The sequence below is a fragment of the Flavobacterium sp. genome (assembly GCF_039595935.1).
Lineage (GTDB): Bacteria > Bacteroidota > Bacteroidia > Flavobacteriales > Flavobacteriaceae > Flavobacterium.
In genome coordinates this window covers 831,792-857,985 of sequence record NZ_JBCNKR010000004.1, presented here as the reverse complement: position 1 = coordinate 857,985, position 26,194 = coordinate 831,792, and the positions used below count along the sequence as shown (strand labels likewise).

Genomic DNA, 26,194 nt, shown 5'->3' with positions numbered 1-26,194 from the left:
TTTAAAAAAAAAAGATAATGAGTGTTTTAGATACATTTAGTTTAAAAGGAAAAGTAGCCTTGGTAACAGGTTGCAAAAGAGGAATTGGAAAAGCAATGGCTATTGGTTTAGCGCAAGCTGGTGCTGACGTGATTGGAGTAAGTGCTTCATTAGAAACAGAAGGAAGTGCAGTTGAAAAAGAAGTAACTGCTTTAGGAAGAAAGTTTAAAGGATACGCTTGTGACTTTAGTAATAGAGAGTCTTTGTATGCCTTTATTGAAGCTGTCAAAGCTGACTTTCCTCAGATTGATATTTTAGTAAACAATGCAGGAACTATTCTTAGAGCGCCAGCAGCAGAGCACCCAGATGAAATGTGGGACAAAGTAGTCGAAGTAAATCAAAATGCACAATTTATCTTGACTAGAGAAATTGGTAAAGATATGGTTGGTCGAGGAAGTGGCAAAGTAGTATTTACAGCTTCTTTATTAACATTCCAAGGTGGAATTACAGTTCCAGGATACGCTGCCAGTAAAGGAGCTATCGGTCAATTAACAATGGCTTTTGCTAACGAATGGGCAGGTAAAGGTGTAAATGTAAACGCTATTGCTCCAGGATATATTGATACTGATAATACAGAAGCCTTGCGTAATGACCCAATTCGTTCTGCATCTATTTTATCAAGAATACCAGCAGGTCGTTGGGGTAAACCAGAAGATTTTGCTGGACCAACTGTTTTCTTATGCTCTGAAGCAGCGTCTTACATGCACGGTACAACGATGCTTGTTGATGGTGGCTGGATGGGACGTTAATATTAATATTTAAAATTGGAGTAAAATGGCTGAAATTAAAGAATACCAATTATTTATAAACGGAGAGTGGAGAACTTCTACTTCTGGAGAAACAATTGACGTTTTAAGTCCCGCAACTGAAGAAGTGGTGGCAAGAGTACAAAACGGTACTGCTGAAGAAGCTTTAGAAACTTTAGCTTTTGCAGATAAAGCTCAAAAAGAGTGGAAGAAAAAACCTGCCAGAGAAAGAGCAGAGTTACTATATAAATTCTCGAACGAAATTAAAGCAAATGCTGAATACCTAGCACAATTAATTGTAAAAGAGCAAGGTAAATTATTAAAGGTAGCTCGTTTTGAAGTAGCGGTAGCTTCATCTTTTATCGAGTATGCTTGTGAAGGCGCTCGTAGAATCGAAGGAGATATTATTCCTTCTGATAATGCCAATGAGCAAATTTGGATTCAGAAAGTGCCTCGTGGCGTAATCGTTGCCATCACGGCTTGGAACTTTCCTTTTGCTTTAGCGGCTCGTAAATTAGGACCGGCTTTGATTGCAGGAAACAGTATTGTTATTAAACCAACTTCTGAAACTCCTTTGTCTACTTTAGAGTTAGGAAATATTGCCAATAAAGTAGGTATTCCTGCGGGGGTTATCAACATTCTTACAGGTCCAGGTAGAGCTATGGGGAATGCTTTGGTAAAAAGCCCAATCACTAAAATGGTTACCATGACAGGTTCTACACCTGTAGGTCAGGATATTGCTCGTAATGCAGCAGATAACTTAACGCACGTTCAATTAGAATTAGGAGGAAAAGCACCTTTTATCGTTTTTGCTGATGCTGATATCGATGCGGCTGTAGATGCTGCCTTACATTCGCGTTTTGACAACTGTGGTCAAGTGTGTACTTGTAACGAACGTATGTATTTGCACGAGGATATCTATGATGTTTTTATGGAAAAATTCATTCCAAAAGTAAAAGCGTTAAAAGTAGGTGATCCAATGTTGGAAGAAACAGATATGGGACCAAAAGTAAACGCTGCGGAATTGAAAGCAATGGAACATTTAGTTGCTGTGAGTGTCAAAGAAGGAGCAACCGTTGCCACTGGTGGAAACAAACCAACGGGTGCTGGATTTGAAAAGGGATATTGGTTTGAACCAACTGTTTTGACCAATGTTACGCAAGACATGACTATTGTTCACGAAGAGTCTTTTGGACCAATTTTACCTGTTTTAAAATTCAAAACTTTTGAAGAAGTTATTGGTTTTGCCAATGATTGTGAATATGGTTTGGCTGCGATGGTTTTTACCAATGACATGAACACGATTATGAAATGTAATGACGAATTAGAGTACGGAGAAATTTATGTAAACCGTGGTCATGGTGAGCAGCACCAAGGCTTCCACAACGGATATAAATTATCTGGTTCTGGTGGTGAAGATGGTAAATATGGTTTTGAACAATATTTAGAAAAGAAAACATTTTACATTAGACATAAAGCTTAGTTAATACACAATTATTATGAAAATTACCCCCTATTTAAAACTTGCAACGTTTCTTTGTTTAACAATCGCTACAACTTGCTTGGCTCAGACTAAGGTTACTAAAACAACTCGCCCCAACGTAGTTTTAATTTACCTTGATGATTTGGGTTATGGAGACTTAAGCTGTTATGGTGCTACTGCATTGCAAACACCAAATATTGATAAGTTGGCCAATGGGGGGATACTTTTCAAAAATGGTTACGCGACCTCTGCTACTTGTACTCCAAGTAGGTATGGAATCTTAACAGGGGTGTATCCTTGGCGTAATAAAGATGCCAAAATTTTACCAGGAACAGCTCCTTTGTTGATTTCTACCGAGCAAGAAACAATTGCAAAGGTTTTTCAGTCAAAAGGATATGAAACTGCCGTTATCGGAAAATGGCATTTAGGTTTAGGAACAGGAAATGTGAACTGGAATGCACACATTTCTCCTGGACCCAATGAAGTAGGTTTTGATTATTCACATATTATGGCGGCAACGCAAGATCGAGTGCCTACGGTTTATATTGAGAATGGAAATGTGGTTGGCTTAGATCCTAAAGATCCAATTGAAGTTAATTACCATAAGAATTTCCCAGGAGAACCTACAGCAATTGAAAATCCTGAATTACTAAAAATGAAATGGCACCATGGACATAACAATAGTATTGTCAATGGAATTCCTAGAATTGGTTTTATGAAAGGGGGACAATCTGCAAAATGGTCAGACGTAGATATGGCGGATCATTTTTTAGCAAAAGCGACCACTTATGTAAAAGAACACAAAAACAAACCTTTCTTTTTGTACTATGCTTTACAAGAACCTCATGTTCCTAGAACACCGCATCCTCGTTTTGTAGGTAAATCGGGTATGGGACCACGTGGCGATGTAATCCTTGAGGCCGATTGGATAATTGGTCAATTTGTAGCAAGTTTAGAAGCAGAAGGAATGTTAGAGAATACTTTGATTGTTTTTTCTAGTGATAATGGACCAGTTTTAAATGATGGATATGAAGATGATGCGGTTGAAAAATTAGGAAATCATGACCCCAAAGGAGGTTTAAGAGGAGGCAAATACAGTCTGTTAGATGCGGGTGCTCATGTTCCTTTCATCACGTATTGGAAAGGAACGATTAAGCCAAAAGTATCCGATGCCTTAGTGTGTCAAATGGATTTGATGGCTTCATTGGCAACCTTAATTGATGCAAAGGCAAGTCCAACGGATAGTCAAGATATTTTGCCTGTTTTTTTAGGAAAAAGTGATAAAGGAAGAACTTCTTTGATACTTGAAGCGAATACAAAAACATTACTGAGAAAGGGAGATTGGTTGATGATTCCACCTTATGAAGGTCCCGCTGTAATAGCCGACGTTCAGATTGAAACTGGAATGGAAAAAAGTTATCAATTATACAATGTAAAAAAAGATCCCGCTCAGAAAAATAATGTAGCAAAATCAAATCCGAAGAAATTATCAGAAATGGTGAAGGATTTTGAAAAAATGCGGGGCGATGCTTATTCTGGTGTTCAACAACTTGAGTTAAAGTAGCGCATAATTATAAAAATAGATGAAGTTTTTTAGTAAATACATTTCGAATATAATCCTTTGCGCTTGTTTAATAGCAGCATCAACGGTGAAAAGTCAGCACCAAAAATGGTTTGACGAATCATTGTCTTTTGAAAAAAGGGTTGATTTGTTGCTGAATGCAATGACTATTGATGAGAAATGTGGTCAATTTACTTCAGATACCCCTGCAATTCCTCGTTTAGGAGTTCCTGAATACAATTGGTGGAACGAAGCACTTCACGGTGTTGCCCGAAATGGAAAAGCCACTATTTTTCCGCAAGGTATTGCGATGGGCGCTACTTTTAATCCTAGTTTGATTAAAGAAGTGGCGAACGCTATTTCGGATGAAGCAAGAGCCAAGTTTCAAGTTTCAAAATCAATTGGAAATAGGGGTATTTATGCGGGATTGACTTTTTGGTCGCCCAATATCAATATTTTCAGAGACCCTCGTTGGGGTCGAGGTCAAGAAACCTATGGTGAAGATCCTTTTTTGACTTCCAAAATTGGAGTTGCTTTTGTAGAAGGTTTACAAGGTAAGGATCCTAAGTATTTTAAAACCACCGCTTGCGCAAAACATTTTGCCGTACACTCTGGACCGGAAGCATTGCGTCATAGTTTTAATGCCAATCCTTCCAAATTAGATTTGTACGAAACTTATTTACCAGCCTTTAAGTCATTGGTACAAGAAGGGAAAGTACAAGGAATCATGGGGGCTTACAATGCTGTTTATGGTGATCCTGCCAATGCAAGCAAGCTTTTGATGGATGACATCTTAAAAAAGCAATGGGGATTTGAGGGTTATATCGTATCTGATTGTGGTGCTCTAGTGGACATTATGAAAGGACACAAAAAAGTAAAAACTGTGGAGGAAGCCGCTGCACTTGCTTTAAAAACAGGAGTGAATTTGAACTGTGGTTGGGTCTATAAAAATATAAAATCGGCGCTGGATAAAGGATTAATTACCGAAGAGTTGATTAATGAGCGTTTGAAAAAACTGTTTTTAATTCGTTTTCAATTAGGTTTTTTTGACAAAGACGAAAGCAATCCATACAATACCATTGGTATTGAAGTAATCAACTCCGATGCGCATAAAGCAGTTGCCAGAAAAGCATCGCAGCAATCCATTGTACTGTTGAAAAATAAGGACAATGTATTGCCTTTGGATAAAAATATTAAAACCTTATATGTTACAGGTTCGTTCGCGGCTTCAACAGATATATTGTTGGCCAATTATTATGGATCTGCGCCCAATATGGTGACCGTTTTAGAAGGAATTACCGAGAAGGTATCTTTAGGAACTTCTGTAGAATATCGTTTGGGAGTATTGCCTTTTCAAAATAATTTAAACCCATTGAACTGGGCGGTGCAAGTGCCCAAAACAGTTGATGCAACAGTATTAGTAGCGGGTATTTCAAACGAAATTGAAGGAGAAGAAGTGGATGCTATTGCTTCGGAACACAAAGGAGACCGTAAAGATTTAAAATTACCGCAAAGTCAAATTGATTATATAAAAGCAGTAAGTAAAAACAAAAAAGGACCGCTTATCTTGGTTTTAGGAACAGGAAGTCCCGTTTCATTAGACGAAGTAGAACCTTATGTTGATGCTATTGTTTTGATGTGGTATCCAGGTGAACAAGGAGGAAATGCCGTGGCTGATGTCATTTTTGGCGATGTAGCACCTTCTGGTCACTTGCCAATTACCTTTCCAAAAAATGTGGAGCAGCTGCCTCCTTTTGATGATTATAGCATGAAAGGCAGAACCTATAAATACATGACCGAAGAACCGATGTATCCGTTTGGTTTTGGACTTTCGTACAGCACTTTAGAAATTAAAAATCCTAGCTCCTCAGAGACAATTATCAAAAAAGGAAAAAGGATTTCAGTGTCTGTAGATGTAAAAAATAGTGGGGACAAAGATTATGAAGATGTGATTCAAATGTACTTAGTACCCGAAGACACCAAAGACTTTTTGCCTTTCTATGCCTTAAAAAGTTTCCAAAGAGTACCATTAAATAAAGGAGAAACTAAAAAGCTAACATTTAACCTGACTGAAGAAGATTTAAAACAAACCAATTTAGAGGGTGAAAAAACATGGATCAAAGGAAATTATAAATTGCTAATTTCGAATGCATTACCAAGTCACAGAAGCGCCAATTTAGGAGCTGCAAAACCAGCAGAAATAAAGATAAAATTAAAATAACAAATTAAGTAACAGATGAATACTGCAATTAAAAATGTAAAAGTGCAATTATTTAAGGTGCCGTTACCTGAAATTTTAAATGATGCAAAACACGGAGATCATTCTCATTTTGAATTGGTTACCACTACAATTACACTTGAAGATGGTTCAGAAGGTACAGGATATACCTATACTGGCGGTAAAGGTGGTTACGCGATCAAAGCAATGGTAGAGCATGATTTTGCTTCGGTATTGGTGGGAAAAGATGGAACTGATATTGATGGAATTTACGACTTCATGGAATGGCACGTACATTATGTAGGTCGTGGCGGTATTGCTTCATTTGCTATTTCAACGATTGATATTGCGCTTTGGGACATTAAATGTAAAAAAGCAGGCCAGCCACTTTGGAAAATGGCAGGTGGTGAAGGCAATACGTGTAAAGCGTATTGTGGTGGAATCGATTTGCAATTTCCAATTGAAAAGCTTTTGCGCAACATGCAAGGCTACATGGATGCTGGATTTAGAGCGGTGAAAATTAAAATTGGACGTGAGAATCTTGAAGAGGATCTACAACGTATCAAAGCAGTGCGTGAATTTGTTGGTCCGGACGTAACTTTTATGGTCGATGCTAATTATTCCATGTCTAAAGAAAAAGCAATTCGCGCCATTGAAGGTTTCAAACAATACGATATTACTTGGTTTGAAGAACCAATCATCCCAGACGATTACAAAGGCTACGGCGAAATCGTTGATAAAACTGGATTTCCTTTAGCAATGGGCGAAAACTTACACACCATTCACGAATTTGAATACGCTTTTGACCAAGCAAAATTGTCTTTTATTCAGCCTGATGCTTCCAATTGTGGTGGAATTACAGGATGGTTAGCAGCGGCTAGATTAGCCGATAAACACAATATTCCTGCTTGCTCTCACGGAATGCAAGAACTACATGTAAGTTTGGTTTCTTCGCAACCCAATTCAGGTTGGTTAGAAGTACACAGTTTCCCTATAGACGAATATACTACACGTCCTTTGGTGGTAGAAAATCACAGAGCAGTAGCACCGGATTATCCCGGCACGGGTGTGATATTCAATTGGGAGAAATTAGCACCTTATAAAATGTAAATAATGTGAAGCCTAAAACGAAAGTAGACAGTCATCTTATGTTTTCATCAACTAGGAATCGGATTAAATAAAGAAAGTCGTTCGAACTTGACAGAGAGTTGCTAACTTTTGATCATAAAAACTGAATTCAATTGCCTTTAGCTTTAGCTAAAGGTTCAATTTAATTAATTAAAATGGCTTTAGCCGAAATTAGATTTTGATTAAACCCTCAATATTATCATGCAATTGAGAATAGTGTTTAAAAAGTCATCCTCAAAAATCTAATATAAATAGAACTAAAAGGAAGTTAGATAAAATCGTTTCGATTAAAAAGATTTGTTATCGAAATGTTTATTAAATCGATTTTAATCTTTGAATCAGTGGCAAAACAAAATAGTAGCTTAATTGAAAGTATAATATTGACTAGCAACTACTATTTGTAATAAAGTATTTGTATAAAAAAAAATAAAAAATGGAAGTAACTAAATCAAAATTCGGAACGCATCATAACAATGAAGTAACGCAATATACTTTGTCCAATGACAACGGAATGGTTGTAAAAATAATGGATTTTGGAGCGACAATAACTTCAATTACAGTGCCTAACAGCGATGGAAGTCATGACGAACTGGTATGTGGTTTTGAGAAGTTTGAAAGTTATTTTTCAGAAGAATACAAGAATAATGCACCTTATTTTGGATCAGTTGTCGGAAGATATTCATCGCAAATTAAGGATTCTAAATTTACTTTAAACGGAAAAGAATATTTGTTAGCCGCTAATTGTGGTAACAACAATTTACATGGAGGTGCAGTAGGTTTTGATAAGAAAATGTGGGAAAGCGAAATCCAAATGAACGGAGACAAAGTAGGGGTGAAAATGTCCCTATTAAGTACTGATTTAGAAGAAGGTTTTCCCGGAAATGTTAAAGTTTTTTGTTTTTATAGTTTGGACAATGACAATGTGTTGAGTGTCCGTTATCTAGCAAGTACAGATGCGGACACACCATTGTCGCTTACCAACCACACGTATTTTAATTTATCGGGTTTTACCAATTCGATTGAAAATCATACTGTGACTGTGGAGGCTGCAAAGAAGTTAGAAATAGACCATACCGGTGCTGCAACGGGTAAAGTAGTAGACTTAGAAGGGCAAGTAGATGATTTAAGATTTACACAAAAAATTGTTGACTTACATGCTAAAATGAATGATGGTTTTGAACATTACTTCATTTTTGATAAAAATAATTTTGAACTTGAACAAGTGGCTGAATTTCAATGTGCAGAAAAGAATCGTTCTTTAACCGTATTTACTTCAGAACCAGGAATGCTTTTTTATACAGGAAAATACACTTCGGATGCATTGCAGCGCGAGACTGGCGAGCAGTACGGAAAATATAGAGGTTTTTGTTGTGAAACACATCGTTATCCAAACGGTATGAACATCAGTAATTCACCAAAATCAATTACCAAAAAGGAAGAAGATTTTCAAAGTGAAACGATTTTTAAATTTTCCTTTTAAAAATTTAATTAACAACCAAAAAAAATAAATACATGACTGAAGGAATGTTTTTGGCAATTTTCGCCGGATTGATGTTAGGGCTTTATGCGCTACCAGAAAAATTTACAAAAGATTTTAAATATGAGAACACCTGGAGTTTATTCTTCTTGTTGACCATGTTTGTAGTTCCCATTATTGCCTCTGCATCGCTAATTACGGGTTTTTCGGAAATCTTTTTGAACATGCCAACTGAAATTTTGGTCAAAATGGCTCTAGCTAGTTTCTTATGGGGAACAGGAGTAATGATGTGGGGAAAAGCCATTAATCACATTGGTTTGTCTTTAGGTTTTTCTTTGTTTATCGGAACGATTATTTTGGTAGGATCCTTATTGCCTTTCGTTGTAGAGGGATTGCCCCCAACAAATAAATTAACACTTATTCTATCAGGACTTTTTGTAGTACTGATTGGGGTTTTTGCCAATGGTCAAGCAGGTCTTATTAGAGAAAAATTTGAAAAATCAACTGGAAAAGACGGCGCTCCTGAAAAAGGATCTATGGCTACTGGTATTATAATCGCTGTTGTAGGAGGATTATTGGCTACTGGATTTAGTTATGCCAATGCTGTCGGAAGACCTTATTTACATGAAGCTTGTCAAGCACATGGAAATGCCGAATGGATTACCGCTGTTGCAGTAATGTTTCCCATTTTCATTAGTGGAGGTGTAGTAATGACCGCTTATTTTATCGGACAATTGTCTACTAAAAAAGCGTGGGTAAATTTTAAAACTCCTGCTTTCTCTCAAAACTTCATATTAATTTTAGTAATGGCTGTTTTTCACTATGCAGCTTCAGCATTGTTTGCGTATGCCGCTTTTAAATTAGGAAGTAGCGGGAATACTGTTGGTTATGCCATATTCAATACCTCATGTGTGGTTACCGCTATTATGAGTGGTATTGTAACAGGAGAGTGGCGTAATGCCTCAGACAAAGCGAGAAATTTTTTGTATGTGGGTTTGGCTTGTATGGTAATCGGAATTGTGATTGTTGCTTTTGGAAATGGCGTAGCATAATTTAAGAGAAGCAATCATCAATGTAATTAACAGATTTTGATATTCAAAACGAAGTGTTTTTATCTCTTTTTTTGAAAATCAGTTTTATGAATTTGTTTTAATACTGTAAAGCAATGGAAAGAAAGTTAGTGAAATGTATTACTTTTTTTATAAGTTTATTTTGGATTTTAGGCAGTTACGCACAACCCAATACGACTTTGTCACTTGAAGATTCAAGTCAGCAAATGCTTGATTTAAGTGGTTATAAATGGCGATTTAAAATGATGGCACCCGGTGAAGGTGTGAAAAAAGGGCTTCATAAGTTACCTGCAGAAGATATTGAAACCTTAGTATGGAACAACGCCAAAGTGCCAGGAGATGTCTATACTGATTTATGGAAAGCAGGAGTAATTGAGGATCCGCATTTTGGAAGAAATAGTGTCAAAGCCCAATGGGTACAACAATATGAGTGGTGGTATGCTTTGCAATTCAGTATAACAGAAGGTATCGAAAACCAGATGGTAGATCTTGTTTTTGAAAGTGTTGATTACAGTTGTGAAGTCTGGCTAAATGGTCATTACTTAGGAAAGCATGAAGGGGTATTTTCTCCATTTTCTTTCAATGTCAACGACTACTTAAGAATTCATAAATGGGATTTCCTCAAAGGACGAAATATGTTGGTCGTAAAACTGGATACACCTCCTCAAGTGAATGCTTTTGTAGCGGGTAAAAAAACACCTTGGTTTGGCGATTATTGGAGAGATATTACTCCAATCGGAATTGTAGGGCCCGTAAAATTGATACGTACGGGTAAGATTCGTTTTAAAGATGTGTATGCCAATAATAAAATTAATAAAGATGGCTCAGCAGATGTAAGTCTTGAAATTACGGTGGAAAATACCAATCCAGTAGCCAAAGAATGTTCTTTTGAAGCAGTGCTGAATGGTAAAAACTTTAAAATGAAGGAAGAGAAAGTTGTTTTAAAAAAAACGATTTCCCCTGGAACGCATAAAGTAATTCAAAAAATACATCTAAAGGATGCTAAGTTATGGTGGCCTTGGGATTTAGGAGATCAAAATTTATATATCGCAAAAATAGCCATTAAAGATGGTAAACTAAATCAGGATGTTAACGAAACTACTTTTGGCATTCGTGAGGTGACTTCCAAATGGAATCCTGGTTTTGTAAAGGATGTCGATGTTAGTTTTCCGCGTTCGACTTATATAAATGGAAAGTTTCATTTCATTCGTTCGGCTTGTTGGGGTGGACCGCCAAATATTTTTGTGGGTCGCACAGAAATAAGCGATTACAAAGAGTTGATTCGTTTGGCTAAAGAAATGAATATGAATAACATTCGGATTTTCGGATGGCATCCTCCAGAAATTCCTGAGTTTTATCGATATTGTGATGAAATGGGTATGACCGTTTGGCAAGACATCATTCCGCTAGGAACAGGTAATATTCCATCGGATGAGAAAAACTTAGCTGAAATTTTTAACGAAGGAGTGAAGGTCGTTGTGGCTCGTAGAAATCATCCTTCATTAATCATGATGGAAGGTGGAGAAGAAATGATGTTCCGTACCCGTGATCCAAAATTCGGGCGACAGTTTTTGGAGCGTTTAGGTGATTCCTTGCAAGCTCATGTGAACTTGCCGTATGTCCCCGATTCACCAATGACGGATCATGTAGGACAACAAGCGGGATTTAAACCAAAAGAAGCGGTTCATGCTTTGCGTTATTTTTATGAAATGGGACGATGGTTGCACGAAGATTGGTACCAAACAAATGCAAACGGATTTCCAATTGTTCCTGAATTTGCTATTACCTCTGTGCCATCGGTAGAGAGTTTGAAAAAATTTATTCCTGAAAATGAAATGTGGCCTCCGGGATTGAGCTGGGGTCACCACTGGGCCGATTTGACGCATTTGCGTATGCAAAACTGGGATGTCTTTAATAGTGAAATGAAAGGTTCGTTGGAAGAGTTTGTCAATGCAACGCAAGATGCACAAGGAATTATTTTCCAAAACGGAATCGAACATTTCCGACGTGACAAACCAAGTTTAAGTGGTATTGCATTGTGCCATTATATCACTTATGGTCCTGATATGAAATGGGCGATTGTAGATAATTACAGAAAACCAAAAAACTCCTATTATTTTGTTCAAAAGGCTTATCAGCCCTTATTGGTAAATTTTGAATTCAAAAAACGCCGTTGGGATACTAAAGAAGCTTTTATTGGAAATATTTGGATCATTAATGATTTTTATAAAGAATATAAAGACTGTAAGGTGAAGTTTGAAATGAAAGATGACTCGGGTGCGGTGATTTCAACCAAAAATTTTGAAGTGTCAAAAATTGAGGAAAATAGTGCCAAATCGTTTTTTCCTATAAATGAAAAAGTACTGAAAACGGTAAAGTCAAAGTTCTTTGTCAATCTGGAACTGACTGATAAATTAGGAAAAGTAATCTCTAAAAATGATTATTTCTTTTTAATAGGCGACCAAAAAGAAGCCACAAAATATTTCAATGAATGGCAAAAACTGCGTTTAAAAGAAGAAAATGATAATGGAGGTTATGGTTCTTACTATCATTATTTCAAAGAGTTTACAGGCGAAGATGGAAAGAGATATGAAAGTCAAATTCAAAACCCTAGAGCTACTGGTTTTGAGAATGATAAAAATAATTAAGACTAACGATTTCCACTTTATAATATTATGAATAGAAAATTGCTTCAAGAAAAGATGAAATCTAAAAGGAGCACTCAGATTGAATTTAAAAGTAAATATAGTTGAAAAAACAAAAACGCTGACAGAGGAACTTTAAAATCCTACTATAAGCGTTTTTTTATAAGCTAGAAAAAAGATGCTAATCAAAACGAGCGAAATTTTTCAGCTTTCTTATGTATTTTTTATAATGCTTTTTTCGGTTTTAATCCACAGCTAACTTAGGACCTCGTTACCCCATATCTACTGGAATTTCTCCCGCTGCAGGTTCATATTTTCCATCAACATTTACTTCGTTCCATTCAAAGCTATTGTTTATAGAAAATGAAATAGTAATCGTTACATCTTTTGTCTCATTTACTGTAATAGCTAAAGCTTTATCAAATTTACTTGTCAGGACGCAAGAACCTTCTGGAATTGGAGAAGTTTGGTAAATTGGGTTTGGAACCGTTATGGCTCCTGCTGGTGCTTGACCATCAATAACAGTCCATAAAGCTTCAAAACCCCAATAACATTGTAGTTTATTAGCTTTTATAACTACGTTTTTACCATTTATGGTATAATTATCAATATAAGTGTTATAACCTAAAAAGCTTGTCAATATTGCATCGTATTCGGCATCATTGTAAAGTGCTTTTACTTTTCCATTTTGATAAGAAGCAGATATACGAAGCCACTCATAATTTCCCTTTTTAATATCTTTTAAAGGGATTTTTAAAAACATTTCTTCGTCTTTCACAAAATTTTCTTTGCTAAAATCAATAGCTTTTTCACCTCCTTGGTTGTTTCTTCACCTTTGTAAATAACTTCACCTTGTCCTATTAAAGTATTCGCAGTAGGGGATAGTTCTAAATAGTGAGCACTCATTTCATTCATTATAGGTGTTTGTGCCGCATTTCCTTGTGCTATAACCGAAGGGTTTCCTAAGTTGTCTAATCGAACCTGATTTTCATCAAATTTTAATTTTACAATCAAGTTGGCATTTGTTTCTGCAGTAGCATCATCTGACGAACTGCAAGAGGTAAGCGCCAGTAAAAAGGATGCAAAAAGTAGTAGGTTAATTTTTTTCATTTTTTTGATTTTGGGATTAATCGATAAAGATATTTTTTTAAAAAACTTCTAGCAAACTTTCCTGAAATTTTTCGAAATAAAATCTATGTTTCTATATGTTATAATCTTTTTTTATATTTTCTATATTTCAATAGTAGTGCCGACATCCTCTAGATGGTATTTTTTTCTAAATACTAAAGGCGAGCATTTCATGAATTTTTGAAACTGACGATAAAAAAAAGGCAAACTTTCATACCCACATTCATAGGCAATTTCGCTTACCTGTTTTTTGGTTTCAATTAGTTGTTTGCAAATTAAATTGATGCGGTACTCATTCACGAAAGTGAAAAATGACTTTCCTAAGTTTTTTTTGAAAAAGCGACAAAAGGTTTCTTCATTCATGTGCACTAAATCGGCAATTTCATTCAGACGAATTTTCTGATTGTAATTTTCTTGTATATAATTATAAATCAGATTTATTCGGTCATTTGCTTTACTGTTTAGATTAGGTACAAAACCGTCTGAACTAAGGGTTTCCACCTCTTTTATTTTGCTTAGTTCTTCTAAAAGTAGAAGTAAGGCAAGTAGTTTTTCTAGTGGTTTTTGGGTAATGATTTTTTGCAGCCGCTCGAGAATCACATCGTTTTCAATAGTGCGGAAAGAGAGTCCTTTTGAAGCATCTGATAATATCCTTTTTATAGAATGAAATTCTTTTTTCTCCAACCAATTTTCGCCCAAAACGCTATCGTCCCATTGCAATACAATCGATTGAACTCCGCCTTTTAGGTTATCATGATTTTTCCAATAATGCGGCAAATTTGTACCTAACAATACAAAATCCCTTTTTTTAAACTCCTGAACGCTATTACCAACAAAACGGGTACCTTCTCCTTTTACAATATAAGTAAGTTCATATTCAGGATGAAAATGCCAAGGTGTTTCAAAATTTTCAGCCTCATATACAAATGCGTTAAAAGAACTTTCTACCGAAGAGGGTACTTTTTCAAATAGTGCTTTCATTTTTTTTCTTCAAATATATTCAATATTGATTAGTAAAAGAAGCTTATTTAAAATTTTAGGTCAATATAAGGTATTAATTGTGCAATATTGGTACTGTGACTAATGACTATAGTATATACTTTTAACTTTTATAAAAAGATAAACTTTAAAAGTATTCTATGAGCATCAATTGTAAAGCAGCTATTGCAAAAGGAGATGGAACATTTTCTATAGAGACCATTACAGTAAATGATCCGCAAGGGGATGAGGTGATAGTAGCCATTAAAGCGGCAGGTTTGTGTCATACCGATTATGACTCCTTAAATTGGGGAAAACCAATTGTAATGGGGCATGAAGGAGCAGGAATTGTTACTGCAGTTGGGACAAATGTAAAAAGTGTACAAGTAGGTGATGCAGTGATTTTGAATTGGGCAACTCCTTGTGGAAAATGCTTTCAATGCGAGCATGAGAATGAACACATTTGCGAAAATAATTCGCCTGTAGTAGCAGGAGGAAATGGGTACACCCCCGGACATGCCCATTTGGAAGGAACAACTCTGAATGGAGTGCCAATCATTCGCTCCTTTAATATAGGAACGCTTGCTGAATATACTCTGGTAAAAGAATCGGCAGTAGTTAAAAATCCAATTCAAAACATGTCTTTTTCGGCAGCAAGTATCGTAAGTTGTGGCGTTATGACGGGTTTTGGATCTGCTGTAAATACGGCTCAGGTTACCGAAAATTCATCAGCTGTTGTGCTTGGAACAGGAGGAGTTGGTTTGAATGTAATTCAAGGATTAAAAGTGTCGAAAGCTTGTAAAATCATTGCGATTGATATCAATCAAGAGCGATTGAATATGGCGGTTGAATTTGGTGCGACTCATACCATTTTGGCCGATAAGAATGACAAAGGACTGTTACAAGCGGCTCAAAAGGTAAAAGAAATGACAGCTGGTCGTGGTGCCGATTACGCTTTTGAGTGTACTGCAATTCCAGCTTTGGGCGCTGCACCGTTGGCAATGGTTCGAAATGCTGGCACTGCTGTTCAAGTTAGCGGAATCGAACAAGAGGTTTTGATTGATATGGCCTTATTCGAATGGGATAAAAAATACATCAATCCGTTGTACGGAAAATGCAATCCGCAAAAAGATTTCCCTAAAATTATCGAACATTATCGAAAAGGAGAAATCAAATTAGACGAGATGATTACTAAAACGTATCCTCTGGAAGAATTGCAACAAGCCTTAGACGATATGTTGGCTGGAAAAAATGCAAAAGGTGTAATTACTTTTTAATTTTAGAAATGATGTCAAAATTTAGAACAACCGAAATATCCAATCCAGAATTTGAGAGCAATAACCTTCGATTCATTACGGTTAAAACCCCTAATCTGAATGGGCGAGGTGACATCTGTGTTTTTGTACCGCCTTTTGAAGATTTAAAAGACCTTCCTATTGTAACGCTAATGCATGGGGTGTATGGTAGTGCTTGGATTTGGGCGCACAAAGCAGGAGTACATTTTACAGCTTTAAAAATGATGGAAGAAGGATTGATAAAACCGATGGTAATTGCGATGCCTTCGGATGGATTATGGGGAGACGGTTCGGCATATTTACCGCACAACAATGCCCATTATGAAAAATGGATTGTCGAAGATGTGATTGATGCCGTGAGAGAAAACATCGATTGCACCAGCGAAAAATCCAAATTGTTTATCTCGGGGCTTTCGATGGGCGGGTATGGCGCTTTGCGTTTGGGAGCCAAATTTCCAGAGCGTTACCAAGCCATTACGGGACATTCTTCGATGACCAATAAAAATCAAATGCATCTTTTTGTTGAAGAAAACGAGAGCAATTTCAATCAATTTGACCCCATTAACGAAGACGTTTTAAGTTTGATTATAAAAAATAAAAAGCAATTGCCACCCATACGTTTTGATTGTGGCAAAGAGGATTTACTCATCGAATACAATCGGAATCTGCATAAAGGTTTAACAGATGCCAATATAAACCATCAATACCAAGAATTTGAAGGCGCACACGAATGGCCATACTGGCAAGAACACATCAAAGACAGTTTGTTGTTTTTTAATGGGTTCTAAAAACTGAAAATAGACTTAAGAAGCTGAGTTTAATGATCAGTATGAAAAGTTTAGTACTAATAAATAATGTTAGTTAATGTTCCTGCAAGGTCTTTTTCGAGACGTTGTAGGTGTGTTGTCATCAGCATTTAAAACGTACCAGGTTGAAAAAAAAGATACTAATAAAAATATAAAAGATGAAAAATAGTGAGTTTAACGATCCATTTGAAGAAGCACGTGTAAACCAAGGTTTTGGAGAAATGGACGATCAAAATGATCCTGTAACCATGCTATTGCGTCACAAAGATGTGCGCAAAGGAGCTCACGACTGGAAAACCTTTCAATCAGGGGCGGTACCAGGTCGTATTGTGATTCCTTCAGAAGTGAACATCAGAACAACACGTCAGATTCCGTTTGAAGTAGATCCGCCGCAACATAAAGACTTTAGAGCTATTTTGGATCCTTGGTTCAAAAGACCTTTAGAGGAAGAATACCAAGCCAAATTAAAAGAGCAAATTAGTGCTTTAGTTGATGAGGTTTTAGCCAAAGATTCGGTAGATGTAATCAGTGAATTTTCATTAAAACTACAGTCAAGAGCCTTGACTTTATTACTAAATACGCCTTATGAAGAAGCTGACTTATGGATTTCATGGGGAACTCACGTTTTTCGTAGTGAAGGAGAAGCCTTAGATGGTGCTAAAGCGGCTATTTTGTATGATTATATCGATGGCCGAATTGATGAAGCCATTGCCAAGAATGGAGAAGATTTGTATTCAGTATTACTGAATGCTGTAGTTGATGGCAAAAAATTAACAAAAGAAGAAGTGAAAGGCGTGATGATTTTGACGTTTGCAGGTGGCCGTGATACGGTAATCAATGCGGTGTCAAATTCCATTGCTTATTTTGCAGAGCACCCAAAGTCATTAGATCGTTTGCGTGTAGAACCCGAAATAAGAAACAAAGCTATTGAAGAGTTGATTCGCTATTTTGCGCCATTAACTCAGATGGGAAGAGTAGCCAAAACTGATTCTGCTGTTTGTGAACATGCTATAAAAGCAGATACAAGAGCTTCTTTGTGTTGGGCGTCTGCAAATCGAGATGCCACTGTTTTTGAAAATCCAAATGAAGTGGTTTTAGATCGTAAAATGAACCCGCATTTGAGCTTCGGATTCGGGACACACAACTGTTTGGGAGCAACCCACGCTCGTACAATTATGAAAATAGCGGTGGAAGTATTAACGGAAAAAGTGAGCACTATGGAAATTGTGAGTGCCGAAGAAAATATCGAAGATTTAGGTGATTTCAAACGTAAAGTTGGCTTTCACCGCTTACAAGTAAAATTTAATTAATTAAAAAAATAAAGAAAATGGCAAAAATAACTTTTATCACTAGCGATGATGAAACAATAACTTTAGAAGGAACATCGGGTAGCGTAATGGCACTTGCAGTTGACAATGGTATCAAAGGAATCGATGGTGATTGCGGAGGGGTATGTTCGTGTGCTACTTGTCACGTACATGTTTTACCAGAACATGTTTCAAAAACGGGAACCGCTAGCGAAATTGAAACGGATATGCTAGAATTAGATGATGATGCGGATGAATTCAGCCGTTTGTGTTGTCAATTAGAAATTACCGAAGCGTTGGACGGAGTAGTGCTTCGTGTGGCTAAATAATTAAAAAATGTTGTATGTCTGAAACTAAGAAACCAATTTGTGTGATTATAGGAGCGAGCCATGGCGGCGTAAATTGTGCTACGGCTTTACGAAAAGAAGGCTGGGAAGGCGACATATTGCTTTTTGATGCCGATCCTGTGTTGCCATACCATCGCCCACCCTTGTCTAAGGCCTATTTGACAAGTGATGATGGTATTGATAAGAATGTTTTAAAATCAGCAGAAAGCTACCAAAAAGAAGACATCACCTTGAATTTGGGGGTAAAGGTGGTCGCAATACATGCAAAAGAGCAAACCATTACTTTGGAAGACGGAACGCAACAGTCTTATGATCAATTGGTTTTGGCTACGGGAGCAAGACCAATTGTACCGCCAATTGAAGGATTAGCAACTGCTCAAAATGTATTTCCTTTGCGTACCGCTGCGCACGTTGCTTCTATCAAAAAGGGCATCAATGCGAGCGCTACCAAACGTGTTGTTGTGATTGGTGGAGGTTATATCGGACTAGAAACGGCTGCTTCCTTAAAAAAATTAGGTGCTCAGGTGGTGGTATTGGAACGTGAATCTCGAATTTTAGCACGAGTGACTGCTCCAGAAATGTCTAGTTTTTTTCATGAGTTGCATCATCAAAATGGGGTAGAAGTGCTTACGGCTAAAAATGTAAGCGCAATTGAAAATAATGACGCTTCAAACGTAGTGGTTTGTACCGATGGTTCTCGTTATCCAGCGGATATGATTATTGTGGGTGTAGGTATTTTGGTAAATAAAGAATTGGCAGAACAAGCAGGAATCAAAATTGAAAATGGGATAATAGTCAATGAAAAGGCGCAAACCAGTGAGGCCAATATTTATGCAATTGGTGATTGTACGTATCATTTTAACCCGCATTACAACCGCTTTATCCGTTTAGAATCGGTTCAAAATGCCGTAGATCAGTCCAAAATCGCGGCTGCTGCAATATGTGGAGGTGCTTCGGTTTACGACACCATTCCATGGTTTTGGTCGGATCAGTACGATCTCAAATTACAAATGGTTGGTCTGTCACAAGGCTATACCGAGGTCGTGGTTAGAAAAGAAGATAAGCCCAATAGTTTTTCAGTTTGGTACTTTAATGAAGATACTTTATTGTCCGTAGATGCGGTTAATAATGCCAAGGCTTATGTATTAGGTACAAAAGCTATTAAGCAGAAAATTAAAATTGATAAATGGAAATTATTTGATAGTACCTCTATTTTAAAGTTAGATACTATTGTAGCGGACTAGATTGGAACTAAAAAAGCGAATATTCAAAAAAATAAAACGAGTTATAAAGTAGAAAAGAGACTGTGAATAAAATAATTTTATCACAATCTCTTTTTATATTTAGATATAATTATTTTAACTTCGAAATAATTTCAATAACTTCTTTAACTTTTTCAGTTAATTCCTTAAAATCTTTATTTGCCACAATCTCTTTAGTTATTAATTGGGATCCCATTCCTACACAAGTTACTCCAGCGTTAAACCATGAAGTCAGATTTTCAGCTGTTGGATGTACTCCTCCAGTTGGCATAATAGATGTCCAAGGTTGTGGACCTTTAATTCCTTTTATAAATTCAGGTCCATAAATATCGCCCGGAAAAAGTTTAACGATTTCGCAACCTAATTCTTCTGCTTTTGTTATTTCTGTAAGTGTTCCGCACCCAGGAGACCATAAAACTTTGCGTCGGTTACAAACTATTACAATATCCTCACGTAATACTGGAGTTACAATAAAATTTGCGCCAAGTTGCATGTATAACGAGGCAGCTGCAGCATCGGTTACGGAGCCAACCCCCATTATCATTCCAGGTAATTCTTTAATTGCATACTTGGTAAGTTCGCCAAAAATTTCGTGCGCAAAATCGCCACGAGCTGTAAATTCCAGCAAACGTGCACCACCATCATAACACGCTTTTAAAATATTCTTACTTAATTCGATATCATTACTGAAAAATAGTGGAATCATTCCAGTATTTTTCATCGCTTGAGCTACTTCAATTCGGGTATATTGTGCCATATTTATATTATCTTGATACTTTTCCTGTAAAATCACCTCCAATTAATTTTTCAACTTCTTCAAGTGTTACTAAGTTATAGTCGCCTGCAATAGTATGTTTCAGACAGCAGGCTGCTACAGCAAAATTAAGGGCTCTTTGTTTGTTTAGTGGTTCTTCATTTAATCCATAAATTAAGCCTCCCATAAAAGCATCACCACTTCCAACACGATCTACAACCGGAGTTACATCTTGAACGTCTGCATCATAAATTGTATTTCCATCGTATAAAATTCCTCCTATACGTTGATGAGAAGCACTTACAGAATAGCGCAATGTGGTTGCCATAAATTTTAACGACGGAATTAGTTTAAAAATGGTATCATACAGCACGGGCAGTGATTCCTGATTTTGATAATCCGGATTCATTTGTGGTAGGCCCAGCATGAAATTTGCAGTGTCTAGATCTCCTAAAATTACGTTGCAATATTGCAGAATTTTAGGCATAACTTCTTTTGGATGTTTACCATATTTCCAAAGTTTTGATCTGTAGTTTAAATCACAAGAAATTGTTAAGCCCATATCTTTTGCAATTTCCAAAGCCTCAACACAAGCCTCAGCGGCACTTTCAGATAGGGAAGGAGTAATGCCACTCCAGTGAAACCAAGTGGCATCTTTTAGAATTTCTTTCCAGTCAATCATTCCTTTTTTTAAAGTTGACATTCCACTATTTTCGCGATCGTAAACAATATTACTGGCTCTTGTACTAGTTCCTGTTTCTAGAAAATAAATCCCAATTCGATCACCATCCAAGAGCACATTCTGACAGCCGACATTAAGTTTTCTCATCTCTTTTAGTGCACAATTACCTAATTCATTATTTGGTAATCGTGTAATATATTCTGTATTCAGACCATAATTTGCCAGAGATACAGAAACATTAAATTCTCCACCGCCATAAGTAGCTTTATACGATTCTGCTTGTGAGAACCTTAAATGTCTTTCCGTTGAAAGACGCAGTAAAATTTCACCGAAAGTGACTATTTTTGTCATTTTAATTTATAGTTTAATTATTTGCTTTTTAAATTAATAATCAATGTACTAGAATCAATATCAACAGGATCTTTAGTGTTCAATGGTCGAATTATAGCCAATAATGAATATCCAGATTTTGGTTCAAGTTTTTTATCTATTCTCATATCGTATTCTAAATTAGCATAACCAGTGTAGGCAATGAATTTAGTTTCTTTAATTAGTTTTCCTTCAGGATCGGATAGTTTTAGTAGTATTTCACGATCTTCAATGGCCTTATATTGTATTGGGATTTTTAAAATTGTTTTAGAAACTAAGTTTATAATAGCCACGTGAAAAAGAATTTGTTCATTAAAAAGAGGGATAACCGGTTCGTTGTTAGAAGACGGAATTGGCATATTAGCCTCTACCAATTTATAAGCGCGTACCCAATCATAATAAACGGTATTTTTTGTTGGATCTGCTAATTCAGCATCATTTGGCAACTCAATCCAAGGAAAAGGGTAGGTTTCTGATACCAGACGCATGTGCATTGGTCTGTCAAACGGTTTTTTGTTTATTTCGGAATAAAATTTTTGATGTTTTGGTTCACCATTATTGTAGTAATAACTTGCTGTTTGTTCATCGCGCCACCATCCACCATACACATTAAAATTTTCAGAAGATAATTCCGCATTTTGAAAAACAACTTGAGGAGCGCGGTAATCATGAACCTCTCCATTGCAGTCTGTGTACCAATAATGAGAGTTAGAATGCATTCCATTGGCAAAATAACTGCCTTCAAAAGGTCCATTTCTGCCAATAGATTCATGAATATCCCATTCTAAACTGTATTTGTCACACTCTTTTAGACTTTTCGTTTTTCCATTGGTAGAAAACCAAAAAGTAGCCGACATAGTGGTAGCCGCAGCCTTAATTCGGGATTCATAGTACCCAAATAACACTGTTTTTTTGGAGACAACCGCTCCGCCTGCGATAGTAAATTTTTCTTCCCCGTTGGCGTTTTTGATAAGGGTGTCTTTTTTCATTTTTTCCCCTTTAATTTGTAAAAAACCATCTTTTACGGAAACCTGAGAAGCCAGAAACAAGCCAGGAACTCTGCCTTTCCATTGCGGATGGTAATCAAACCATTTGGTTGTATCAATTTGCGTTCCGTTAAACTCATCTGAAAGCTCGGGATTTAGAACCCATCTTTTCCCCAAGGGCGGTTCTGGAGGACCAGATGTTATCGTTTGAGATTGAACCCAATGTAAATTAGCAAACGCCAATAGTATCATTATTCTTTTTATAGACATCATTTATATTTTTAGGATAATTGTGTTTTTTAATCTAGTTGTTAAATGATTCACGGAGTAGTATAAACTTGGTTTACCTTTAAATTTTTTGCAGTATAAGTCTCGCCATTTCTCCATCGAACGGTGATGCTTTTAATTGTTTCGTCATCACCTAGACCAAAATGTACGGTATTCAATAAACTTTGCGAAAATACTTCTCCTGATGATCCTACTCTTTTGGTATAGCTTTTAGAGGGTGTAGTGACCGTTACAGTAGCAGACATCGGATCAATATGATGCAAATCGGAATAATTTACGCGAACTAGCACATAGTTTTTATTCTGGATCAAACTATTGTCATACAGATACCATTTTCCATAATTATCGCTTCCGTTTAGTAAATCGATATTTCCGTCAAGGTTAAAATCAAAAGCTTGCCCCATATCCCCATGTCCAGGATCATTAGGGTCATGAGCATTATGAAGCGTTGTAGTTTCAAATTGCCCCTTTCCGTTATTTAGCAAAAGCCAATCACTCACGCTCGATTTCAAAAAGCCAAACCTATATACGAACAAATCAATATGACTGTCATTATTAAAATCGGCTGCAACCACCCCTTGATTATTTCCTCCCAAAGGTACATTCCACTTGGTGGTAACATCGGTAAAATGATTATTGTCGTTTCTAAATAATACATCCTGAACATTTCTGTTTTGCGGTGTCCATTCTGGATGTACAGATTGAACTCCATCAATAGATATTCTAATTTCCCAATAGATATTGCCGTTTCTAACAGATTCCAATCGCCATTTGTTGTTGCCTAAATAACCAAGATACCAACCATTTTCTTTTCTTTCATTCGGCCATCCTTTGGCCATTTCTGGGGTTACTTTTATGGTGTCCTTTTCCTGAACGTCCAGGATCTCTTTTTTGGAAGCGCCTAAGTGCAAAGGAAATCCATCATTATACATACGATACCATAAAAATATACCCGATAAGGTAATGTGACCCGGAGCCTCAAAGTCGATGCTGGTAATGCCTTTGTTGCCTTCGTCTCGCATATCCATACGTTTGGTAATAGGGTTGTAATCCAAAGATTTATTGGCTATTTCGTAGCTAGGTTTTCCTCTACTTAAATAAATATCCATGTCTCCATCATTGTCAATATCTATTTCGCATGCCCCGGTAATCAAATCTGTTTTTTGAAGATTTTCGGGTACCCATTGCTTGGTAACATCAGTAAAGGTTAAATCGCCATTGCCAACCCAAACCGATATAGGCGAAAACAGAATTAAGTCGTCTTTTTGATCTCCATTAATATCCGTCACTAAAACGCGTTCGGCATTGGCACCTTCAATTGCTTTACTATGTGCAATCTTGAAATGACCATTTCCTATGTTTGTGTATATAATTTGTTGACTTCCGGAACTACTATTAATTCCTTCGGCATTGATAAGTAATAAATCCAAATCGCCATCCAAATCCATATCGATCCATCGAACTGCTCTACCGCGTGAGCCGTGTGTAATTCCGGCTTCGATCGAAACTTCTGTAAATTTTCCATTGTCATTGCGTAGTAAATGAGGCGGTTGTGGGTCAGTTCCATTACCACCGCCTTGTGCAATAATAATATCCACATCGCCATCATTGTCATAGTCGCCGACTGCAGAACCGTGTATGTCCCATTGCTTGAGTATTTCGGAATGTTCTTGAACTTTGTTGTTTCCGAGATTCCAAAAAAGTTTGGCAGGCACTTTGTCGTGGTTGTTTAAAACAAAATCATACAAACCATCATTATTCAAATCACCCACCGATGGACCGCCGTATTTCCAAGTATATTCTGTCTTTAATCCAGATTCATCCGAAATGTCTTTAAATTGCGGGATAGCTGGAATGTCTGTAGCGTTAAATTTTATATCCAAAAGGGTGATCTCACCACCTTGTTTGAGTATTTTAATTTTCTTTTCTCCCTCTGTTTTAAAATCGACTAATGCGTTTACAGTAACAATACCAGCGTTCGGAATATCAATATTGTCTACCAAAATTTGGCTATCACAAACTAAGGATAAGTTAGAATAGTTATTTTTGGAATCTACTTTCAGGTGGACTATCCGTTCCGTTTTTCCTTCTACTGTATATTGGATTTCTACCGGTTCGTTATGAACAGCTATAGGAGTTTTTAATGTTTGATTAGTGGTACTCGAGCAGCTATTTAATAAAAGTGAAAGAGTTAGGGTCAGGAGTGTTTGGTGGGTTAGATTGATGAATTTCATTTTATTCTTTAATAATTTTTTGAGTAACAGTAGTGCCATCTTCCCAATTGATTTGTGCAAAATACATTCCAGCGCTTAAGTTTTTGGTAGCAATAGTAGCATTGGTATTATTGATTTTTTCAACCAACAATTTAGTTCCGCTCAAACTGTAAATTTGAACAGTGCTTATGTTTTTTTCTGATTTTACTTGAATAGAATCTTTAAAAGGATTTGGAAATAGCATCAATTTTTTTTCTTCAATCTTGGCATCTTGTTTCCCTAAATTTGGATCGGTCACAGGTTTGTAAATTCGAATCCAATCGATATTGAAATTATGATTGTCAAAATTTGTAATTTCTTCATCAGTAGGAGTACGTCCTTTACAGGCATTCCAGTTTTGATCTTCCATATTAATAATGATATCCATTTCTTTTACCAGTCCCGTGCGTGTAGCGGCAGTTCTTGGAGTAGCTGTTGAGGTATAGTTTAATGGGTCTATTCCGTCTTTGCCGTTCACAGTATCTAGATTGTCCATTACCTTGACTAATTGACCATCCAAGTAGTATTCTAACCGAGTTGGACTAGCCCAGTACACACCAAGACGAATCCATTTGTCTGTCCAATAGGTTTTTGTAGCTCCCGTGTACCATGTGCTGGCATCGGTAGGCTGATAATCCAAAAACGGACTTCTAATAAATACATGGTGACTTAAATGCAAACGTTGTGCTAGCCAATCATTTCTAGTTGCTTTTCCGCCGTATGCTTCCAGGATATCGATTTCTTGGGTGTCATCTGGACTAAGCATCCAAATATCAGAAGCCATAACTGCATTTGCGATTTTAAAACGCGCTTCTACATATACAGGGTACTTTACCCTTGTTTTCGATGTAATGCAGCCCGCTCTTGTAGCCGCCATAGTCCAGCTTTCGGCAATATTATCTCCATCACAATCTACAGTAAAAGTCTTAGTTTCATTTGCCTGTCTAGTTGCAAAAACATGCAGATTTCCTCCGCTAACGGTAGTATTCTCATACCTCCATTTTGTAGGCCCTGGACCATCCCAAGTGTTGTGATAAAAGTTAGTCCACTTTCCGCCAATCGTTGCTTGATTAGTGGACGCTTCATAGGTGTAATTAAAATCATCAGACTGTGGCTGAATTTTCCAAATTTTTCCTGTTCCAGCATTTGCAGGAACGGGAATGCCATTCCAATCTTGACTGTATAAAAACGGAGACATACATAAAGTAAGCAGTACAATTAATTTTAGTTTCATTATTCTTTGTTTAAATAATTATAATCTTTTTTTGGTCCCGCAATTTACTTTTTCAAAGTGTAGGTCAATGTTTAGGGGACTAGATATAAACTGAACAATAGGAATAATTTGTACAAAATGAATTAAAGGTTTTCAGTGT

21 protein-coding genes are annotated in these 26,194 nt (G+C 36.7%); 13 read left to right on the top strand and 8 right to left on the bottom strand.

Features of this window, described 5'->3' with window-relative positions; translation table 11 throughout:
• Positions 1-17: 17 nt before the first annotated feature.
• The 8 genes from ABDW27_RS03790 (at position 18) to ABDW27_RS03755 (ending at position 12,370) form a co-directional block, all read left to right on the top strand.
• Entirely contained in the window at positions 18-788 is a 771-nt protein-coding gene (locus ABDW27_RS03790) for an SDR family NAD(P)-dependent oxidoreductase (RefSeq protein ID WP_144219276.1), read from the top strand.
• Positions 789-813: 25 nt separating this feature from the next.
• Complete coding sequence (gene aldA, locus ABDW27_RS03785; protein ID WP_144219277.1) at positions 814-2,268, top strand: aldehyde dehydrogenase; 1,455 nt, start codon at positions 814-816, stop codon at positions 2,266-2,268.
• A gap of 16 nt (positions 2,269-2,284) precedes the next feature.
• On the top strand, positions 2,285-3,832 hold the full coding sequence (locus tag ABDW27_RS03780; protein ID WP_276174776.1) for an arylsulfatase: 1,548 nt from the start codon (positions 2,285-2,287) through the stop codon (positions 3,830-3,832).
• Positions 3,833-3,851: 19 nt separating this feature from the next.
• Positions 3,852-6,050: a glycoside hydrolase family 3 C-terminal domain-containing protein gene (locus ABDW27_RS03775; RefSeq protein ID WP_343694647.1), complete on the top strand. Its 2,199-nt coding sequence runs from the start codon at positions 3,852-3,854 to the stop codon at positions 6,048-6,050.
• Between the two features lie 57 nt (positions 6,051-6,107).
• Positions 6,108-7,157 carry a mandelate racemase/muconate lactonizing enzyme family protein gene (locus tag ABDW27_RS03770; RefSeq protein ID WP_343694646.1) on the top strand — a complete coding sequence of 350 codons (1,050 nt, stop codon included), beginning with the start codon at positions 6,108-6,110 and terminating at the stop codon, positions 7,155-7,157.
• 451 nt (positions 7,158-7,608) lie between these two features.
• Complete coding sequence (locus tag ABDW27_RS03765) at positions 7,609-8,655, top strand: aldose epimerase family protein (RefSeq protein ID WP_144219281.1); 1,047 nt, start codon at positions 7,609-7,611, stop codon at positions 8,653-8,655.
• 32 nt (positions 8,656-8,687) lie between these two features.
• Positions 8,688-9,704, top strand: coding sequence for an L-rhamnose/proton symporter RhaT (locus tag ABDW27_RS03760; RefSeq protein ID WP_144219282.1), 1,017 nt, complete (start codon positions 8,688-8,690; stop codon positions 9,702-9,704).
• A 128-nt stretch (positions 9,705-9,832) separates the two neighbouring features.
• The gene (locus ABDW27_RS03755) at positions 9,833-12,370 is read left to right on the top strand and encodes a sugar-binding domain-containing protein (protein WP_343694645.1); all 2,538 of its coding nucleotides are present in this window, start codon (positions 9,833-9,835) and stop codon (positions 12,368-12,370) included.
• Between the two features lie 268 nt (positions 12,371-12,638).
• Here ABDW27_RS03755 and ABDW27_RS03750 read toward each other — a convergent pair whose 3' ends face one another.
• From ABDW27_RS03750 to ABDW27_RS03740, 3 genes are all read right to left on the bottom strand, one after another.
• Positions 12,639-13,145 carry a hypothetical protein gene (locus tag ABDW27_RS03750; protein WP_260852720.1) on the bottom strand — a complete coding sequence of 169 codons (507 nt, stop codon included), beginning with the start codon at positions 13,143-13,145 and terminating at the stop codon, positions 12,639-12,641.
• On the bottom strand, positions 13,142-13,477 hold the full coding sequence (locus tag ABDW27_RS03745) for a hypothetical protein (RefSeq protein WP_223704651.1): 336 nt from the start codon (positions 13,475-13,477) through the stop codon (positions 13,142-13,144). The genes ABDW27_RS03750 and ABDW27_RS03745 overlap by 4 nt, the downstream gene beginning before the upstream one ends.
• Positions 13,478-13,597: 120 nt before the next feature.
• Positions 13,598-14,476, bottom strand: coding sequence for an AraC family transcriptional regulator (locus ABDW27_RS03740; RefSeq protein WP_144221583.1), 879 nt, complete (start codon positions 14,474-14,476; stop codon positions 13,598-13,600).
• A gap of 158 nt (positions 14,477-14,634) precedes the next feature.
• Between ABDW27_RS03740 and ABDW27_RS03735 the strand changes: the two genes are divergently transcribed.
• The 5 genes from ABDW27_RS03735 to ABDW27_RS03715 all read left to right on the top strand — a co-directional run bounded on the left by ABDW27_RS03735 (position 14,635) and on the right by ABDW27_RS03715 (position 19,472).
• On the top strand, positions 14,635-15,750 hold the full coding sequence (locus ABDW27_RS03735) for a Zn-dependent alcohol dehydrogenase (protein WP_144219286.1): 1,116 nt from the start codon (positions 14,635-14,637) through the stop codon (positions 15,748-15,750).
• 8 nt (positions 15,751-15,758) lie between these two features.
• Complete coding sequence (locus ABDW27_RS03730) at positions 15,759-16,556, top strand: alpha/beta hydrolase-fold protein (RefSeq protein ID WP_288251373.1); 798 nt, start codon at positions 15,759-15,761, stop codon at positions 16,554-16,556.
• Between the two features lie 176 nt (positions 16,557-16,732).
• Positions 16,733-17,884: a cytochrome P450 gene (locus ABDW27_RS03725; protein WP_276174773.1), complete on the top strand. Its 1,152-nt coding sequence runs from the start codon at positions 16,733-16,735 to the stop codon at positions 17,882-17,884.
• A 17-nt stretch (positions 17,885-17,901) separates the two neighbouring features.
• Positions 17,902-18,210: a 2Fe-2S iron-sulfur cluster-binding protein gene (locus ABDW27_RS03720; protein WP_144219289.1), complete on the top strand. Its 309-nt coding sequence runs from the start codon at positions 17,902-17,904 to the stop codon at positions 18,208-18,210.
• Positions 18,211-18,224: 14 nt separating this feature from the next.
• Positions 18,225-19,472 (top strand): FAD-dependent oxidoreductase, encoded by a 1,248-nt coding sequence (locus ABDW27_RS03715; protein WP_144219290.1) that lies wholly within the window; start codon positions 18,225-18,227, stop codon positions 19,470-19,472.
• Positions 19,473-19,581: 109 nt separating this feature from the next.
• Here ABDW27_RS03715 and ABDW27_RS03710 read toward each other — a convergent pair whose 3' ends face one another.
• The 5 genes from ABDW27_RS03710 to ABDW27_RS03690 form a co-directional block, all read right to left on the bottom strand.
• On the bottom strand, positions 19,582-20,247 hold the full coding sequence (locus tag ABDW27_RS03710) for a bifunctional 4-hydroxy-2-oxoglutarate aldolase/2-dehydro-3-deoxy-phosphogluconate aldolase (RefSeq protein ID WP_276174771.1): 666 nt from the start codon (positions 20,245-20,247) through the stop codon (positions 19,582-19,584).
• A gap of 7 nt (positions 20,248-20,254) precedes the next feature.
• Positions 20,255-21,277, bottom strand: a complete 1,023-nt coding sequence (locus tag ABDW27_RS03705; protein WP_144219292.1) for a sugar kinase — start codon at positions 21,275-21,277, stop codon at positions 20,255-20,257.
• Positions 21,278-21,294: 17 nt separating this feature from the next.
• On the bottom strand, positions 21,295-22,554 hold the full coding sequence (locus tag ABDW27_RS03700) for a beta-porphyranase D (protein ID WP_343694644.1): 1,260 nt from the start codon (positions 22,552-22,554) through the stop codon (positions 21,295-21,297).
• Positions 22,555-22,601: 47 nt separating this feature from the next.
• A complete protein-coding gene (locus tag ABDW27_RS03695) occupies positions 22,602-24,572 on the bottom strand; it encodes a CRTAC1 family protein (RefSeq protein ID WP_343694643.1) in 1,971 nt (656 codons plus the stop codon).
• A gap of 232 nt (positions 24,573-24,804) precedes the next feature.
• Positions 24,805-26,055: a T9SS type A sorting domain-containing protein gene (locus ABDW27_RS03690; protein ID WP_144219295.1), complete on the bottom strand. Its 1,251-nt coding sequence runs from the start codon at positions 26,053-26,055 to the stop codon at positions 24,805-24,807.
• Positions 26,056-26,194: the final 139 nt, after the last annotated feature.

Excerpts from the sequence above, each read along its gene's own strand:
- ABDW27_RS03790 (WP_144219276.1), top strand. The coding sequence starts at position 18 with ATGAGTGTTTTAGATACATTTAGTTTAAAAGGAAAAGTAGCCTTGGTA.
- aldA (WP_144219277.1), top strand. The coding sequence starts at position 814 with ATGGCTGAAATTAAAGAATACCAATTATTTATAAACGGAGAGTGGAGA.
- ABDW27_RS03780 (WP_276174776.1), top strand. The coding sequence starts at position 2,285 with ATGAAAATTACCCCCTATTTAAAACTTGCAACGTTTCTTTGTTTAACA.
- ABDW27_RS03775 (WP_343694647.1), top strand. The coding sequence starts at position 3,852 with ATGAAGTTTTTTAGTAAATACATTTCGAATATAATCCTTTGCGCTTGT.
- ABDW27_RS03765 (WP_144219281.1), top strand. The coding sequence starts at position 7,609 with ATGGAAGTAACTAAATCAAAATTCGGAACGCATCATAACAATGAAGTA.
- ABDW27_RS03760 (WP_144219282.1), top strand. The coding sequence starts at position 8,688 with ATGACTGAAGGAATGTTTTTGGCAATTTTCGCCGGATTGATGTTAGGG.
- ABDW27_RS03745 (WP_223704651.1), bottom strand. The coding sequence starts at position 13,477 with ATGAAAAAAATTAACCTACTACTTTTTGCATCCTTTTTACTGGCGCTT.
- ABDW27_RS03740 (WP_144221583.1), bottom strand. The coding sequence starts at position 14,476 with ATGAAAGCACTATTTGAAAAAGTACCCTCTTCGGTAGAAAGTTCTTTT.
- ABDW27_RS03735 (WP_144219286.1), top strand. The coding sequence starts at position 14,635 with ATGAGCATCAATTGTAAAGCAGCTATTGCAAAAGGAGATGGAACATTT.
- ABDW27_RS03730 (WP_288251373.1), top strand. The coding sequence starts at position 15,759 with ATGATGTCAAAATTTAGAACAACCGAAATATCCAATCCAGAATTTGAG.
- ABDW27_RS03725 (WP_276174773.1), top strand. The coding sequence starts at position 16,733 with ATGAAAAATAGTGAGTTTAACGATCCATTTGAAGAAGCACGTGTAAAC.
- ABDW27_RS03720 (WP_144219289.1), top strand. The coding sequence starts at position 17,902 with ATGGCAAAAATAACTTTTATCACTAGCGATGATGAAACAATAACTTTA.
- ABDW27_RS03715 (WP_144219290.1), top strand. The coding sequence starts at position 18,225 with ATGTCTGAAACTAAGAAACCAATTTGTGTGATTATAGGAGCGAGCCAT.
- ABDW27_RS03710 (WP_276174771.1), bottom strand. The coding sequence starts at position 20,247 with ATGGCACAATATACCCGAATTGAAGTAGCTCAAGCGATGAAAAATACT.
- ABDW27_RS03705 (WP_144219292.1), bottom strand. The coding sequence starts at position 21,277 with ATGACAAAAATAGTCACTTTCGGTGAAATTTTACTGCGTCTTTCAACG.
- ABDW27_RS03700 (WP_343694644.1), bottom strand. The coding sequence starts at position 22,554 with ATGATGTCTATAAAAAGAATAATGATACTATTGGCGTTTGCTAATTTA.
- ABDW27_RS03690 (WP_144219295.1), bottom strand. The coding sequence starts at position 26,055 with ATGAAACTAAAATTAATTGTACTGCTTACTTTATGTATGTCTCCGTTT.